Origin of the sequence: Streptomyces sp. NPDC059850 (assembly GCF_042731515.1) — a bacterium.
Lineage (GTDB): Bacteria > Actinomycetota > Actinomycetes > Streptomycetales > Streptomycetaceae > Streptomyces.
Genome location: NZ_JBHWJI010000029.1, coordinates 14,273 through 29,213 on the forward strand (window position 1 = coordinate 14,273; position 14,941 = coordinate 29,213).

The following is a 14,941-nucleotide window of genomic DNA, read 5'->3' on the forward strand; positions in this document are numbered from 1 at the left end:
GAGGCCCCGTCCAGGAAGACCATCGAGTCACGTACCGCGATCTCCCGGGCGAGCCGGTCGAGTTCCGCATGTGCCTCAGGTGGCAGGCCGTCGAGAAGGTCGTCCGGATCGTGCTCCCACGTCCACTCAGCCACCCTCGACCTCACGATGGGCGGCGCGGACGATTTCCCCGGCTTCGCGGATGGCCCGTGCCCGCACCTGGGGATCCTCGCTCGCCATGGCCCGCTCCGCCGCATGGAGCCGCCTGGCCACCTCGGGGTGCCGCTCGATGGCCACGACGACCCCCCACTGGCGGTAGAACATCTGGATGGGGACGACGCTGCCTTCCTCACCGGCCTGGACGAATGCCTTCTGCATGTCCTCGAACAGCTCCGGAAGACGGGACGGGGCGACGGCCGCCACAGCCTGGCGCAGCGCGGGGAGAGTCAGCTCGGGCATGGGGATGAGCGGCCCGTCGTACTCCGTGGGCTGGGTGGTCATGTCCTGGCCTTCCCGGGTGCGTGCTCCTCACGGGACAGGTTAGCCGTGATGCGGACGATGCGGGCGGGTTCCCACTGCCGGAGCCGCCCCAGGAGAACCGGCCCTACGCGCGCGGGTAGCGGCTGAGCCAGGCGGGGGCCGAGTTCTCGGGGCTGTGCAGGGCGGGGCCCTGGGTCATCTCCATCGCGAAGTCGTCTGCCAGCTCCAGGATCGTGCCGCGGCCCTCCACCTCGGCGAGCCACGCGGGCGGCAGCGCCGTCTCGCCGTGCAGCACGCCCAGCAGATTGCCGCAGACCGCCGCCGTGGAGTCGCTGTCCCCGCCGTGGTTGACGGCGAGCAGCAGACCGTGCCGTACGTCCTCGGCGACCAGGGCGCAGTACAGGCCCATGGCCAGCGCCTCCTCGCCGGTCCAGCCCTCGCCGAGCGATTCGACGCGCTCGGGCGTCGGCAGCCCCTGGCGTACGGCGCCGAGCGCGCGCCGCAGCGCGTCCGTGGTCTCCTCGTGCCCGGGGCGGCCGGACAGCTGGGCCAGGGCGCGCTGGACGGCGCCGTCCAGCGCCTCCCCGCGGGCCAGCCCGTGGACGATGAGGGCGAACGCGCCCGCCGCCAGGTATCCCGTGGGGTGGCCGTGGGTCTGGGCCGCGCACTCGATGGCCAGCTGGAACACCAGCTGCGGCTCCCAGCCCACCAGCAGCCCGAACGGCGCGGAGCGCATCACGGCGCCGCAGCCCTTGGAGTCGGGGTTCTTGGGCGCCTCCAGGGTGCCCATGGTCGCGTCCCCGAGCCCGGTCAGGCAGGCCCGCCCCGGGGCACGCTGGGCGTACAGCCACTCCTCGCGGGCCAGCCAGCCGTCGTCCTCGCGGCGCTCATCGGGGCCCCAGTCGCGCTGGGTGGCGTACCAGCGGCGGTGCGCGGAGTGGATGTCGGTGGGCGGATGCCAGGCGCCGGTGTCGCGGCGCACCTGGGCGCGTATCAGGCCGTCCACGGTGAACAGCGTCATCTGGGTGTCGTCGGTGACCGCGCCGCGCCGCCCGTACGCGGGCAGGAAGTCCGTCACGCCCTGCGGGCCGTGGTTGGCCCGGATGTCGGCCAGCGAGGAGAACTCCACGGCCGCCCCCAGGGCGTCCCCGATCGCTCCGCCGAGCAGACAGCCGCGTACCCGGCTGCGGAAGTCCTGCTGTTCGGCGCGGCCCCATATGCCGGTCGCTGCGCTGGCGGTTGCGGTCACGACCTTTCCCCTTTTCTTCGATACGTGTATGGCCCTGGAGTGCCTTTGAACTGTAATGGACACTCTTTGATCGCTTCCGGATGCCGTCCATGGCGCGGCCCATTGTGAAGGCGTCGTCACGAATGCTGCGGCGGACCACCTCATTCCGAACTCGTTCCGAAATGGTGCACCGGATAACGGACAGTGGACTGCGGATAAATTCGAGATCGTGAATGCCCGGCGCGGCAATGCGCTTACCGCACGCCTACCGCCCCGCATTGCGCATCGCGGCTTCGGCGTATCAGCCCGTATCAGTCGCATCGGCCGTATCGGCCGTATCAGCCGTATCGGCCGCCTCAGCCCGAGCAGACGAGGAGCCCGCAGCGGCTCGTCACCTCGAAGGCGCCCGTGGCGTCGATCTCGTGCCGCACCAGCCGTTCCGCGCGCCGCAGCACCTCCCCCGCGTCCCCGCCCCGGCCGTCCGCCCAGGTCTCGTACGACCCCATGTGCGCCATGACGGGCCCCGGCTCGCGGACCGTGATCGTCCCCGTCAGCTCGACGACCCGTACCTCGGCGAAGGCCGCCCCCAGCAGCGCGGGCGCCTCCTCCAGGGTGAACCGCCCGCCGAACGCCGGCCGCTCCTCGCCCGCCGCGCGCCGCCACACCTCGGTGATCTCGGCCTTGTCCCGGACGCCGTTCGTGGACACCAGCGCGACGCCGCCGGGCGCCAGCACCCGCCGCAGCTCGCGGATCGCGCGCGGGATGTCCGGCACGTGGTACAGCATGTGCATCGCCAGCACCGCCCCACAGCTGCCGTCCGCCAGCGGCAGCGCCTGCGCGTCCGCCACCGCCGCCCGCCCGGCGGCCGGGGCCAGCATCCCGGGCGACAGGTCGAGCGAGAGCACCGCCAGCTCCGGCCGCTCCGCCCGCAGCCGCGCCCCGTACGCCCCGTTCCCACACCCGACGTCCGCCACCGGGCCGCGTACGCCGCGCAGTTGGGCGGCGGCGAGGCCCGGCAGGTCGTGCCGTGGCTCCTGGTACGCGTACAGCGCCTGCCGTGCGGCGAGGTGGCGGTCGTCCCGGTATTCCTTCTCGGTCAGGATGCTGCGATCGATCACGGCGCGCCGCCTCTCCGCCCCCGGGGAGCCTCGGTGGACGACCAGTCTCACAGCCCGCGCGGACTTCCGGCAGGGGGCCCAATTCCCGTCCACAAGCTCCGCCCGGCGTTCGATGTCGACTTCGCCCGCGCCTGCCTCGACTGCGGCGCCCTGCTGTCGTTCCTCGGCGACGTGGACCTTCAGCGGCACAACGAGGACGCCGCCGAGGGCCTGACCGGCTACGACATCTGAGGCGCCGCCGGGGCGGTTCAGCCGACCGTGGGCGCCGGCGCCGATCTCGCGGTGGCGACACGCAGCCCCCGTAGGGCCACGCGGATACCGGCCGCGTGACGCTCAGCGTCGACAGCCGGAAGCCGGTTCTCCGTCCGGCGACGCCCGCCGCACTCGTGACACACACCGCCGGGCAGCGCCTCGGGCCGTCCCGGCGCGCGGCAGACCACGCACTCCATCAACAGGGGCACCGTCCGCCGCTCCGGGGCTTCCCGCACGGGCGGCATCTTCGCGGTGAGTCTCTTCTCGACGAAGCGGCGCGGATGGTAAACCGGTTCCGGCAACCCGGCGGTCAGGGCTGACGTGAGGCCCTGCTCGCTCGCGCCGCGCCGTAGCCACTCCTCGGCGACGCCTTGCAGCGCGGCGCAATCGGCGGCGGACAGGGTCAGCCGGGAGTCGGCCTCGCCGAGCCGCGCGAGGACCCGGTACGCCTGGCCGGTTCGCGGGCCCGGTTCCGCGGCGTTCGGCACGTCGGCCGCTTCGGGACCGTTCGGGACGCCTGGGGCATCGGCGGTGACGGCGGTGTCGGCGCCTTCGCCCGCCTGCCAGCGGTCCATGTCCCGTCCGGCGTGATAGGCCGCCCACCACGCGTCGCCGCGAGGAACGCGCGAGAAGTGCGTACGGGTGATCCACATGCCGCCCTCGACATGCTCCTTGAACAGGCGCAGATGTCCCGCCTCGGCAAGCCGCCGCAGCGCCGTACCCAACGCGCACTGGCCATACGGAAGTTGCGCGGCCAGCGCCTTGATGGCAATGCAAGCCCCGTCCGGCAGCCGGTCGATGTACGCGGCGATGGCCGACTCACGCTCGGGCAGATGAGCGAAGTCACCCCTGCGACGGGGGCCTTGGCCGGGCACGGACCGTTTTCCGAAGCCGGGGCGGGCCATGACGGGCGCGCTGGGACGCGCGGAAACGCTAAGGTCGGACGTAGCCACTGGATCGCCTCGCACGATCTTGTTGGTCAGACCCCCGGAGGTGCGCTAACACCTGTCGGGGGTCGTTTCTTGTTGCGCACGCTACACGCTTGCGGCGCTGTGTGGCGACTTGGTCACGAAAAGTCATCTCGTGCCCGGTACAGGGAGGGTGGGTGGGTTGAACCCACCGCCCGATCCATAGGAAGGGTCCCGGATACCGACCCCCGAATCCCGCACCCCGAGACCCGGGATCGGGAATTGAACGTCGTCTCCCTCATGCGCCGGTCAGCGACTTGAACAGGTGCACATCCGCGTGGCCTCCGGGGATACCGAGAGTCCTGCCGGTCTCGGCATAGCCATGGCGCTCGCAAAAACCGGGGGCTTGGAACGTGAACGAGGACACCGCGACGCGATCGCAGCCGCGCCGACGCGCCTCCGCCTCGGCCGCCCGCAAGATTCTGCTGCCCCACCCGCCACGACGGCTGTCATCGCGCACCCACAGCAGCTCGATACCGCACAGACCGCCCCACGTCCACGCGGAGAGCCCACCGACCAACCCTGCCTCATCACTGACCTTGACCGAGAACGCGCCCTGGTCGGCCGCGCCGGTAGCGGCCGCGTTGAAGGCGTCCAGCTCCTCACCCAGCCGCTTGTCCAACTCGGTGTCACCATCGCCAGTGGTCAGAGTGGGACCGGCGTCGTCGTCAGTCGTCATGGCGTGCAGCATGGCACTCCGCCATGCCCCACACCACGCGTTTTCCTGTCCGTCGACCTGGCCTAGGACTCCTCGCCCAAGGCGGCACGCAGCCAGTCGAGGGAGCCTTGCCCGAGAAGTTCGTCGGCGAGGCGCCGCCCGGTCTCGGTCACCAGCCGGGCGCGGCTGTTGTCGATCCAGCGCTGGGCGTTCTCGTACCCCTGGGACAGGTATTCGATCCCCTGGAGGAGGCATTCGAGCTTGTCCGCGTCCCGGGCGCAGACCGCTTCGGGTGACTCCTTGGCCTCGTACTCGGCCACCCATCCGCGCACGGCGGAGGCGAGGACGTCCGGCATGCCAGCGGTCTGGTCGGCGGTCACCGCCTCCGGGTCCGCGCTGGGCGTGTACTTCTTGCCGAGGTAGTTGACGTCTCCGGTACGCGTCTCCTGCGAGTCGTGCCAGACCGCCATGAGCGCGGCCCGCGCGGGGTCGGCGCCCTCCAGCTGTGCGATGACCGAAGCCATCAGCGAGGTGCGCCAGGCATGCTCGGCGACGCTTTCGGGGTCCCGCACCCCGGCCATCCACCAGCCGGTCCGCCGGGCCTGCTTCAGCGTCCCAGCCTCGAACAGCAAGCGGGCCACCGCCTGCAGATCTTCAGCCACCTGCGTCTCCTCTCACGCCTCGGTGAGGCGGATCGCGTACCGGATGCTCTCGAGTTCGCGGCGCGCGGTTACGGAAATCTCCTGGCTATCCAACATCACCGGCAGCCGTTCCTGGAGGGCGATCGCGGCACTTCCCGAGCGCACCAGCATGGGCTTCGCAGCGAGCAGCGCCCACAGCGTGTGGACGTTCAGGTCGACGTATCCATGGTGCGGCGCGAGTCCCTGCGCGAGGTGCTTCAGGAGCCGCGTCCCCGCCCAGGTACCGAGGCTGCGGGAGGCGATGAAACCGTCAGAGAGTTCTACGTGCTGCGTTTCACCGATCCAGTACGCCCAGTAGTTCAGGTTGGCCAGCTCACTGGTGTCGTCCTCACCCAATGTGCTGCTGATGAAGTACCGCATGCGCTCCCGGTCCCCTTGGCGCGCCGCAACAGCCGCCACCGAACGCTCGTTGAGCCAGTGGCTCAGCCAATCGGAGGGGCGCTCATTGCGCTGCTGGTGCACAAGCCAGTCACCAGTGGTCGCACAGTCGTCGTATCCGGAGAGGTAGAGGGACTGGCGCCGAAGGAGGAAGTTGTCCTCGCCGCGGGCCTCTTCAGCCATGCGTCGCACCTGCGCGAAGAATCGCTCACGCTCATCCGCGGACAGCTCCGGCCCTGAGGGAACGGGCCCCCTGCGCTGGCGGGAAGGGGCGGGGAGTTCTCGGACGAAGGTCGGTGCCTGCCCAGTGAGCGGCCAAGCCAGCACTTCCACCAAGTCGCGCTGCATGACCCAGGCACCGAGCGGGTTCTCGTGAACGGAGATCTCACCGTCAAGCACAGCGGCCAGCAAGACGTCTGCCTGCATGGCCCGCTCGAAGGCATGGAGAAGCTGTGGCGCGGCACCCATCTGCATCAGCCGGTGGCGGTGGCTGAGCATCTGCCCGACGGGCACCGCCGTGAGAGGGCGCCGCCCGCACTCCCATCCCGCGATGGTGTCGAGCGAGACCATGAACCGTTCCGCGAGAGCGTCCTGGGTGAGGTTCAGTTGCTCCCTTATCAGCCGGAAGACGTACCCGGAAACGATGCCCCCGCGCGATCGATCAGTCCTTCCCTGACCACGGGTCAGGGAAAGTGGGGCAGTCTTCTCCATGAGTCCCCCTAGCCGGGTCGTCCTGCCATCATCATCCCGTACTCGCAGTCCCTTTGTGCCCATTGCGCTGATTCATAACGTCATGACCGGCGAAGTACTCGCCGTTGAGACCGAGAGACCAAGGACTCACATGACGACGACCAGCAGGCCGTGGACACCGCCGAACGGCAGCGACATCACCGTCCTCCCGACCGGCAGATGGTGGGACGCCGTCCGCGCATCGGCAGCCGTCGGGGAGCACGCCTTACGGCTGCTAGGGCCCGAGTCCGGTGCCGTCATCCAGGACCGGCACGGTCCGTTGTACTGGCTGGTGCGGCCGGGGACGGCGGAGGGGTGGGATGTGCGGGACGTGCGGGTGCTCGGTACGGGCGCGGGTGCGGCGAGCTTCATCGGGGTGCCGCCCGTGCACCGGACCTCCCGGGCCGGTACGTACTGGCGCGTACCGGTCGGGCCCGGCCGCTACCTCACCGATGCCGCGCTGCTGCGGGGCGCGCTGGTGCGGGCCGCCGGTGCGGAATGCGGGACGGGCGGGGTGGCCCGGCGGTGATTCAGGTCTGCTATCGCTGCCAGCGGCCGACCGTCGAGCCGGTCGCCGTCGCGGAGGGCCACGGCGCAAGTGGGGGCGGGCATACCGTCTACGCCTGCCCTGCGCACGCTTCCAGCTTTCCGGCACCGCCGGACCCGCTCGCCGAGATCGATGCACTGCGCCGCGTGCGGCCGACAGACGGCCGGGTCAGTCCGTGACGCCCAGGCGGAGGTGTTCTACGTGGTGGAGGGCCTGGTCGAGGAGTTCCGCGACGTGGTTGTCGTGGAGGGAGTAGACGACCGAGCGGCCCTGGCGGGTGCCGGTGACCAGGCCGAGGTTGCGGAGCAGGCGTAGCTGGTGGGAGCAGGCGGACTGCTGCATTCCTACGGCTTCGGCGAGTTCGGTGGCGGGGCAGGGGCCCTCGCGGAGGCGGGCCAGGATCAGCAGGCGGGACGGGGTGGCGAGGGCCTGGAGAGTGGCGGCGACCGTCGGGGCGTTCTCGGGGGTGAGGCGGGCGCGCGGGGCGGTGGCGTCACCGGCGGGGGGTTGTGCTCCATGGCCCATGGGGTCATCCTACGGATCGACAGATGAATGAATACTTGTTCATGTGTTGGTGGTACCGTCTGCGGCCATGACCTCCACGCTCATCGACCGCTCCGCGCCGCCCACGGCCCGGCCCTCCGCCGTGCCCCGTCGCCGCACCCGGGTGCTCGCCCTGCCGGAGGCCCGCTGGGCGCTGTCGGCGCTGGTGCTGTTCCTGGTCGCGCTCGCGGGGCAGCTGCTCGGCGCGCCCGACTGGGTGTGGGAGCCGCTGTACATCGCCGTGTACGTCACCGGGGGGTGGGAGCCGGGGCTGGAGGGGTTGAAGGCCCTCAAGGACAAGACGCTGGACGTGGATCTGCTGATGGTGGTCGCGGCGGTCGGCGCGGCGGCCATCGGGCAGGTGCTGGACGGCGCGCTGCTGATCGTCATCTTCGCGACCTCCGGCGCCCTGGAGGCGGTCGCCACCGCGCGGACCGCCGACTCGGTGCGCGGGCTGCTGGACCTGGCGCCCGCGACCGCGACCCGGCTGCTGCCCGGCGGGGGCGAGGAGACGGTGGCCGCCGACGCGCTGGCGGTCGGGGACACGGTGCTGGTCCGGCCCGGGGAGCGGGTCGGGGCCGACGGGCGGGTGCTGGACGGGGCGAGCGAGGTCGATCAGGCCACCATCACGGGCGAGCCGCTGCCCGCCGCCAAGGCGCCCGGGGACGAGGTGTTCGCCGGGACCGTCAACGGCACCGGGTCGCTGCGGGTACGGGTCGAGCGCGATCCCTCGGACTCGGTGATCGCCCGCATCGTGCGGATGGTCGAGGAGGCGTCGGAGACCAAGGCGCCCACGCAGTTGTTCATCGAGCGGGTCGAACAGCGGTACTCGCTGGTGATGGTGGCCGCCACGCTCGCCCTGTTCGCGGTCCCGCTCGCGTTCGGTGCGGCGCTCCAGCCGACGCTGCTGCGCGCGATGACCTTCATGATCGTCGCGTCCCCGTGCGCGGTCGTGCTGGCCACCATGCCGCCGCTGCTGTCGGCGATCGCGAACGCCGGACGCCACGGCGTGCTGGTGAAGTCGGCCGTCGTGATGGAGCGGCTGGGGCAGGTGGACGCCGTCGCGCTGGACAAGACCGGCACCCTCACCGAGGGCACGCCCCGGGTGACCGAGGTGCGTCCGCTGCCCGGTTCGGGGCTGGACGAGGACGCGCTGCTGCGGCTCGCGGCCGCGGCGGAGCGGCCGAGCGAACACCCCCTGGCCCGCGCCGTCGTGGACGCCGCGCGCGCCCGGGGGCTGTCGCTGCCGGACGCCGAGGGGTTCTCCTCCGCGCCGGGGCTCGGCGTCACCGCGACGGTGGAGGGGCGCGAGGTGCGGGTGGGGGCGCCCGCCCGGCTCCTGGGGGACGACTCGGCGGCGTACGAAGAGGTGGAGGCGGAGGGCCGTACCGCCGTCGCCGTCCTCGCGGACGGCAGCCCGGCCGGGGTGCTCGGCCTCGCCGACCGGCTCCGCCCCGGCGCGGCGGAGGCGGTCGGCGGCCTCACCGCGCTGACCGGCACCGCGCCGGTGCTGCTCACCGGCGACAACCGGCGCGCGGCCGACCGCCTCGCCGCAGAGACCGGCATCGACGACGTACGCGCCGGACTGCTGCCGCAGGACAAGGTGGCCGCCGTACGGGAGTGGGCCGAGGCGGGGCGCCACGTCATGGTTGTCGGGGACGGCGTCAACGACGCCCCCGCCCTGGCGGCCGCCCACACCGGCGTCGCCATGGGCCGGGCGGGCTCCGACCTGGCGCTGGAGACGGCCGACGCGGTCGTCGTACGGGACGAACTCGCCGCCCTCCCCGCCGTCGTACGGCTCTCCCGCACCGCCCGGCGGCTGGTCGTCCAGAACCTGGCCATCGCCGGTGTCTGCATCACCGCGCTGGTCGTCTGGGACCTGGCCGGGCAGCTGCCGCTGCCGCTCGGCGTCGCCGGGCACGAGGGCTCCACCGTCCTCGTCGGCCTCAACGGGCTGCGGCTGCTGCGCGAATCCGCCTGGACGAGCGCGCGAAAGGGTTCAGTCGCCGAGCACCGGTAGCAGCTCCGGAAGGTGGCCGTCCGAGGCGAGGGCCGCCTTCTGCCGCTCCTCCGATACGTCCCCGTACGTCGTCGTCCGGGGACGGGCGGGGCGGCCCGCCAGGTCGGCGATGCCGATGAGGTCCTGGATGGAGCGGTACGAACCGTACGAGGAGCCCGCCATGCGGGAGATGGTCTCCTCCATGAGGGTGCCGCCCAGGTCGTTGGCGCCGGAGCGCAGCATCTCGGCCGCGCCCTCGGTGCCGAGCTTGACCCAGCTGGTCTGGATGTTGGGGATGTGGGGGTGGAGGAGGATCCGCGCCATGGCCGTCACCGCGCGGTTGTCGCGGGTGGTGGGCCCGGGGCGGGCGATACCGGCGAGGTAGACGGGGGCGTTGGTGTGGATGAAGGGGAGGGTGACGAACTCGGTGAAGCCGCCCGTCTCCTGCTGGATCTCCGCCAGCAGCCGCAGATGGCCCAGCCAGTGGCGCGGCTGGTCGACATGGCCGTACATCATCGTCGAGGACGAGCGGATGCCCAGCTCGTGCGCGGTCTTGACGACCTCCACCCAGGTCGCCGTCGGCAGCTTGCCCTTGGTGAGGATCCAGCGCACCTCGTCGTCCAGGATCTCGGCGGCGGTGCCGGGGATGGTGTCGAGGCCCGCCTCGCGCGCCGCGGTCAGCCATTCGCGGATGGACATCCCGGTGCGGCTGGCGCCGTTGACGACCTCCATCGGGGAGAACGCGTGGACGTGCATCCCGGGGACGCGCTCCTTCACCGTCCGGGCGACGTCGAAGTACGCCGTACCGGGCAGGTCCGGATGGATGCCGCCCTGCATGCACACCTCCACCGCGCCCACGTCCCACGCCTGCTGGGCGCGGTCGGCGACCTGGTTCATGGAGAGGGTGTAGGCGTCGGCGTCGGTGCGGCGCTGCGCGAAGGCGCAGAAGCGGCAGCCGGTGTAGCAGACGTTGGTGAAGTTGATGTTGCGGGTGACGATGTACGTGACGTCGTCGCCGACCGCCGACCGCCGCAGGTCGTCGGCGATGCGGGTGAGGGCGTCCAGCGCGGGCCCGTCGGCGTGCAGGAGGGCCAGCGCCTCGGGGTCGGTGAGCCGGGTGGGGTCCTCGGCGGCCTGCGACAGGGCGGCCTTCACGTCCGCGTCGATCCGGGAGGGCACCATGCCGGGCGCCGCGGCCTCGCGCAGCGCCTCCCAGTCGCCGTACACCTCGTCGAAGTCGTCGCGCCGGTCGCCGCTGCGGCCCTCGGTGTCGATCGTATGGTGCAGATCGGTGCGGCCGGAGCCGCTGAACGCCTCGTCCGGCTCCTGCCAGGGCAGCCCGGCGGGCCGGGCATCCGGGCGGGCGAGGCCCGTCTCCGGGTCGGCCAGCGCACGCACGTGCGGCAGCAGCCGCGGGTCCAGCCACGGCTCGCCGCGCGTCACGAACTCGGGGTAGACCGCGAGCCGTTCGCGCAGTTCGAACCCGGCGGCGGCGGACCGCTCGGCCAGCTCGTCCACCTGGGGCCAGGGGCGCTCGGGGTTGACGTGGTCCGGGGTGAGCGGGGAGACGCCGCCCCAGTCGTCGATCCCAGCACCGATGAGCCGCTCGTACTCCGCGTCGACCAGGTTCGGCGGCGCCTGGATGCAGCCGGAGGGGCCCAGGATGTGCCGCGCGACGGCGACGGTGGCGAGCAGGTCCTCCAGCTCCGCGTCCGGCATCCCGCGCATCGCCGTGTCCGGCTTGGCGCGGAAGTTCTGCACGATGACTTCCTGGACGCCGTGGTACGAGCGGGATACGCGGCGCAGCGCGAACAGCGAATCGGCGCGCTCCTCGTACGTCTCCCCGATGCCGATCAGCAGCCCGCTGGTGAACGGGACGGAGCTGCGGCCCGCGTCCTCCAGGACGCGCAGCCGGACGGCCGGTTCCTTGTCCGGCGAGCCGTAGTGCGGGCCGCCGGGCTCGCTCCACAGCCGCTCCGACGTGGTCTCCAGCATCATCCCCATGGAGGGCGCGACGGGCTTCAGCCGCTGGAAGTCCGTCCAGCTCATGACGCCGGGGTTGAGGTGCGGCAGCAGCCCCGTCTCCTCAAGGATGCGGATCGCCATGGCCCGTACGTACGCGATGGTGTCGTCGTACCCCTCGGCCTCCAGCCACTCGCGCGCCTCGGGCCACCGGTCCTCGGGGCGGTCGCCGAGCGTGATCAGCGCTTCCTTGCAGCCCATCTCGGCGCCGCGGCGGGCGATGTCCAGCACCTCGTCCGGCGACATGAACATGCCGTGGCCCTCGCGGCGCAGCTTGCCCGGCACGGTGGCGAACGTGCAGTAGTGACACCGGTCGCGACACAGCCGGGTGAGCGGGATGAAGACGCTGCGCGAGTAGGTGATGATCCCGGGACGGCCCGCGGCCTCCAGCCCGGCATCCCGCACGCGCGCGGCGGAAGCGGCCAGGTCCTTCAGGTCGTCCCCGCGCGCCTGGAGCAGCACCGCCGCCTCGGCGGTGTCCAGCGCCACGCCCTCGCGGGCCCGCTTGAGCGCACGGCGCATCGCGTTGGCGGTGGGGGCACTCGGTTCATTTCCCTGCGCGCTCGTGGTCATCCTCCGAGGATACGAGTGGTGTCCGACACCGCCAGACTGGCCGGGCCTGCGGTTTTGTGGGTCTGATCACGACAATTCGGCGCGGACGCCGGGAATACGGATGCGCGCTACAAGTACTGCGCGTAAGCGTCCAGGCTGTGCAGGATCTCCGTCTCGTCTCCGGAGGGGAGCTGGACGACGACCTCCTCGACGCCGAGCCCGGCGTAATGGGCGAGCTTGCCGGGCGAGGGGCGCACCGCGTACGGCACCACCTCCAGCGCCGCCGGATCCCGCCCCGCCGCCGCCCAGACGCGGCGCAGCTCCGGGATGGCTTCCGTCAGCCCACCGCCGCCGATCGGCAGCCAGCCGTCCGCGTACGCGGCGATGTGCGCGAACAGCCGCGGCCCGGCCGCCCCACCGATCAGGGTGCGCGGCCCGGTGAGGGGGGCGGTGAGGGGATCGCCGGGCGGGCGCTCCCGGATCACCGGTTTGGGGTACGCGAGGCTCGCCCGTACTGACGCGAACGGGCCCTGATGGGCCGTCGGCTCCTCCGCCCACAGCGCGCGCATCAGCGCCATCCGGTCGCGGACCAGCTCGCGGCGGTCCGCCCAGACGGTGCCGTGGTCGGCGGCCTCCTCGACGTTCCAGCCGTAGCCGATGCCGAAGGTGAAGCGCCCGCCGGACAGGAAGTCGAGGGTGGCGACGCTCTTCGCGAGGACGACCGGATCGTGCTGGGCGACCAGGCAGATGCCGGTGCCCAGCGCCAGCCGCTCGGTGACGGCGGCCGCCTGGCCTAGCGCCACGAACGGGTCGAGGGTGCGGCCGTACGGGCGCGGCAGCGGCTCGCCCATGGGGGCGGGGGTGTCACGGCTGACCGGGATGTGGGTGTGCTCGGGCAGATACAGCCCGGCGAATCCGCGCTGCTCCAGCTCGCGCGCGAGCCAGGCGGGGCGGAGGGTCTCGTCGGTGAGGAACACGGTGGTGGCGATGCGCATGAAGGGGCCGCTCCTCCGGGTTGGCCGGTGTGACTCGCCCATCTTCCCGCTGTTTCCGCACCGATACGGAGTTATCCACAGGCCTTTCCGCGGATGTCATCGACGCGTACAACAGTGGGACGCGGGTGACACGGACTCGACCGGGTGGGGGCAGGCATGCAGCGACGGGACGTACTCCGACTCTCCGCGGTCGCGGGCGCGGCGGGGGTGCTCACGCTCGACCCGGTGTCCTTCGCGCAGGCCGACGAGGCGGGCCCCGACCAGGATCGGTTCCGTACGATCACCGGCCATCTCCCCACCGGCTCCCCGGACTTCGTCTACGTACCGGTCGAGGTCCCGTCCGGGGTCCGCGAGATCGCCGTCTCGTACTCGTACGACAAACCGACCGTGCCCTCCGGCACGCAGGGGAACGCGTGCGACATCGGCATCTTCGACGAGCGCGGTACGGAGCTGGGCGGGCGCGGCTTCCGCGGCTGGTCGGGCGGTGCCCGTACGGAGTTCGCGATCAGCGCCGCGGAGGCGACCCCCGGCTATCTGGCGGGCCCGGTGCGGGCGGGCACCTGGCATATCGTCCTCGGCCCCTACACGGTCGCCCCGCAGGGCCTGGACTACAAGGTCACCGTCACGCTGCGGTTCGGCGCCCCCGGCAGCACCCCTCGGGCCGTTTACCCGCCGCAGCGGGCCAAGGGGCGGGGCAGGGCCTGGTACCGGGGGGACTCCCATCTGCACACCGTGCACTCCGACGGCAAGCGCACCCCGGCCGAACTGGTCGCCGCCGCCCGCGCCGCCGGGCTCGACTTCATCACCACCACCGAGCACAACACCACCTCCGCCCACGGCGCGTTCGAGGGCCTGTGGGGCGACGACCTGCTGATCATCACCGGTGAGGAGGTCACCACCCGGAACGGCCATGTGGTCGCCCTCGGCATCGCCCCCGGCACCTTCATCGACTGGCGCTACCGCGCCCGGGACAACCGCTTCGGCCAGTTCGCCCGCAAGATCCGGCAGGCGGGCGGCCTGGTCATCCCGGCCCACCCGCACGGCACCTGCGTCGGCTGCAACTGGAAGTTCGGCTTCAACGAGGCCGACGCGGTCGAGGTGTGGAACGCCGACTTCGGCCCGGACGACGAGGCGACCGTCCTGGAGTGGGACAACACCCTGGTCGCCGCCGCCCGAGGCGACGGCCGCTGGCTCCCCGCCGTCGGCAACAGCGACTCCCACCGCGAGCCGCAGCCCGTCGGCCTCCCCCAGACCGTCGTCCTCGCCGACGACCTGTCCCGCACCGCCCTCCAGGACGGCATCCGCTCCGGCCGCTGCTGGATCGCCGAGTCCTCCGAGGTCGACCTCACCTTCGAGGCGGTGGACGGCCGCGGCCGCCACGCGGGCATCGCCGACCGCCTCCCCGCCGCCCCCGACGCCGAGGTGACGGTCCGCCTCAAGGTCTCCGGCGCGGGCCCCGGCCGCCAGGTCCGCTTCATCACCGACCAGGGCCCCCTCTACACCACCACCCTGCCGGTCTCCGGCTCGGCCACCGTGGAGTGGAAAACCACCCCCTCCTACGCCGCCTACGTCCGCGCCGAGGTCCGCCACCCGGCATCGGACGGCGGCGCGGCGGGCACACCGGGTCCGATGGTCGCCCTGACCAACCCGATCTGGCTGGGGCCAACGCGACCAAGTTGATGAGTGAGTTGGAGGCGGCCTTGGGACGCCGCCGGCGTGCTCGCCCTCGGTGGGGAAAACCTTCGTCTGCCAGGTAGGCCCGAGGTGCTTGACGGGGACGGAGGGGAACAGC

14 protein-coding genes are annotated in these 14,941 nt (G+C 72.1%); 4 read left to right on the forward strand and 10 right to left on the reverse strand.

Features of this window, described 5'->3' with window-relative positions; all coding sequences use genetic code 11:
• Positions 1-126: 126 nt before the first annotated feature.
• From ACFV9T_RS23665 to ACFV9T_RS23675, 3 genes are all read right to left on the reverse strand, one after another.
• Positions 127-480: a hypothetical protein gene (locus ACFV9T_RS23665; protein ID WP_385443567.1), complete on the reverse strand. Its 354-nt coding sequence runs from the start codon at positions 478-480 to the stop codon at positions 127-129.
• Between the two features lie 103 nt (positions 481-583).
• The gene (locus ACFV9T_RS23670; RefSeq protein WP_385443568.1) at positions 584-1,708 is read right to left on the reverse strand and encodes an ADP-ribosylglycohydrolase family protein; all 1,125 of its coding nucleotides are present in this window, start codon (positions 1,706-1,708) and stop codon (positions 584-586) included.
• A 335-nt stretch (positions 1,709-2,043) separates the two neighbouring features.
• On the reverse strand, positions 2,044-2,805 hold the full coding sequence (locus ACFV9T_RS23675; protein WP_385443571.1) for a class I SAM-dependent methyltransferase: 762 nt from the start codon (positions 2,803-2,805) through the stop codon (positions 2,044-2,046).
• A gap of 33 nt (positions 2,806-2,838) precedes the next feature.
• Here ACFV9T_RS23675 and ACFV9T_RS23680 point away from each other — a divergent pair, with 33 nt between their 5' ends.
• Positions 2,839-3,036, forward strand: a complete 198-nt coding sequence (locus ACFV9T_RS23680; protein WP_385443574.1) for a hypothetical protein — start codon at positions 2,839-2,841, stop codon at positions 3,034-3,036.
• A 17-nt stretch (positions 3,037-3,053) separates the two neighbouring features.
• Here the strand turns inward: ACFV9T_RS23680 and ACFV9T_RS23685 are convergent, their stop codons facing one another.
• The 4 genes from ACFV9T_RS23685 to ACFV9T_RS23700 all read right to left on the reverse strand — a co-directional run bounded on the left by ACFV9T_RS23685 (position 3,054) and on the right by ACFV9T_RS23700 (position 6,473).
• Positions 3,054-3,962 (reverse strand): hypothetical protein, encoded by a 909-nt coding sequence (locus ACFV9T_RS23685; protein ID WP_385443576.1) that lies wholly within the window; start codon positions 3,960-3,962, stop codon positions 3,054-3,056.
• 301 nt (positions 3,963-4,263) lie between these two features.
• A complete protein-coding gene (locus tag ACFV9T_RS23690; RefSeq protein WP_385443577.1) occupies positions 4,264-4,704 on the reverse strand; it encodes a GNAT family N-acetyltransferase in 441 nt (146 codons plus the stop codon).
• Between the two features lie 62 nt (positions 4,705-4,766).
• Positions 4,767-5,345, reverse strand: coding sequence for an HD family hydrolase (locus ACFV9T_RS23695; RefSeq protein WP_385443579.1), 579 nt, complete (start codon positions 5,343-5,345; stop codon positions 4,767-4,769).
• A 12-nt stretch (positions 5,346-5,357) separates the two neighbouring features.
• Positions 5,358-6,473, reverse strand: coding sequence for a helix-turn-helix domain-containing protein (locus ACFV9T_RS23700; RefSeq protein ID WP_385443582.1), 1,116 nt, complete (start codon positions 6,471-6,473; stop codon positions 5,358-5,360).
• Positions 6,474-6,603: 130 nt separating this feature from the next.
• Between ACFV9T_RS23700 and ACFV9T_RS23705 the strand changes: the two genes are divergently transcribed.
• Positions 6,604-7,020: a hypothetical protein gene (locus ACFV9T_RS23705; protein WP_385443583.1), complete on the forward strand. Its 417-nt coding sequence runs from the start codon at positions 6,604-6,606 to the stop codon at positions 7,018-7,020.
• A 186-nt stretch (positions 7,021-7,206) separates the two neighbouring features.
• Here the strand turns inward: ACFV9T_RS23705 and ACFV9T_RS23710 are convergent, their stop codons facing one another.
• Entirely contained in the window at positions 7,207-7,563 is a 357-nt protein-coding gene (locus ACFV9T_RS23710) for a helix-turn-helix transcriptional regulator (protein ID WP_009715718.1), read from the reverse strand.
• Positions 7,564-7,630: 67 nt separating this feature from the next.
• On the opposite strand from ACFV9T_RS23710, the gene ACFV9T_RS23715 reads away from it, so the two are divergent.
• Complete coding sequence (locus tag ACFV9T_RS23715) at positions 7,631-9,601, forward strand: heavy metal translocating P-type ATPase (RefSeq protein WP_385443585.1); 1,971 nt, start codon at positions 7,631-7,633, stop codon at positions 9,599-9,601.
• On the opposite strand, the gene ACFV9T_RS23720 is transcribed toward ACFV9T_RS23715, so the two are convergent.
• Together ACFV9T_RS23720 and ACFV9T_RS23725 are read right to left on the reverse strand one after the other, a co-directional pair.
• Positions 9,581-12,175 carry a bifunctional FO biosynthesis protein CofGH gene (locus tag ACFV9T_RS23720; RefSeq protein WP_385443587.1) on the reverse strand — a complete coding sequence of 865 codons (2,595 nt, stop codon included), beginning with the start codon at positions 12,173-12,175 and terminating at the stop codon, positions 9,581-9,583. The genes ACFV9T_RS23715 and ACFV9T_RS23720 overlap by 21 nt on opposite strands.
• 107 nt (positions 12,176-12,282) lie before the next feature.
• The gene (locus ACFV9T_RS23725; protein WP_385443589.1) at positions 12,283-13,149 is read right to left on the reverse strand and encodes a TIGR03619 family F420-dependent LLM class oxidoreductase; all 867 of its coding nucleotides are present in this window, start codon (positions 13,147-13,149) and stop codon (positions 12,283-12,285) included.
• 156 nt (positions 13,150-13,305) lie between these two features.
• On the opposite strand from ACFV9T_RS23725, the gene ACFV9T_RS23730 reads away from it, so the two are divergent.
• A complete protein-coding gene (locus tag ACFV9T_RS23730; RefSeq protein WP_385443590.1) occupies positions 13,306-14,829 on the forward strand; it encodes a CehA/McbA family metallohydrolase in 1,524 nt (507 codons plus the stop codon).
• Positions 14,830-14,941 lie beyond the last annotated feature (112 nt).

What these genes read in the sequence shown, in the direction of transcription:
- ACFV9T_RS23665 (WP_385443567.1), bottom strand. Translation starts at nt 480, where the DNA reads ATGACCACCCAGCCCACGGAGTACGACGGGCCGCTCATCCCCATGCCC.
- ACFV9T_RS23705 (WP_385443583.1), top strand. Translation starts at nt 6,604, where the DNA reads ATGACGACGACCAGCAGGCCGTGGACACCGCCGAACGGCAGCGACATC.
- ACFV9T_RS23690 (WP_385443577.1), bottom strand. Translation starts at nt 4,704, where the DNA reads ATGACGACTGACGACGACGCCGGTCCCACTCTGACCACTGGCGATGGT.
- ACFV9T_RS23730 (WP_385443590.1), top strand. Translation starts at nt 13,306, where the DNA reads ATGCAGCGACGGGACGTACTCCGACTCTCCGCGGTCGCGGGCGCGGCG.
- ACFV9T_RS23685 (WP_385443576.1), bottom strand. Translation starts at nt 3,962, where the DNA reads ATGGCCCGCCCCGGCTTCGGAAAACGGTCCGTGCCCGGCCAAGGCCCC.
- ACFV9T_RS23725 (WP_385443589.1), bottom strand. Translation starts at nt 13,149, where the DNA reads ATGCGCATCGCCACCACCGTGTTCCTCACCGACGAGACCCTCCGCCCC.
- ACFV9T_RS23710 (WP_009715718.1), bottom strand. Translation starts at nt 7,563, where the DNA reads ATGGGCCATGGAGCACAACCCCCCGCCGGTGACGCCACCGCCCCGCGC.
- ACFV9T_RS23720 (WP_385443587.1), bottom strand. Translation starts at nt 12,175, where the DNA reads ATGACCACGAGCGCGCAGGGAAATGAACCGAGTGCCCCCACCGCCAAC.
- ACFV9T_RS23715 (WP_385443585.1), top strand. Translation starts at nt 7,631, where the DNA reads ATGACCTCCACGCTCATCGACCGCTCCGCGCCGCCCACGGCCCGGCCC.
- ACFV9T_RS23700 (WP_385443582.1), bottom strand. Translation starts at nt 6,473, where the DNA reads ATGGAGAAGACTGCCCCACTTTCCCTGACCCGTGGTCAGGGAAGGACT.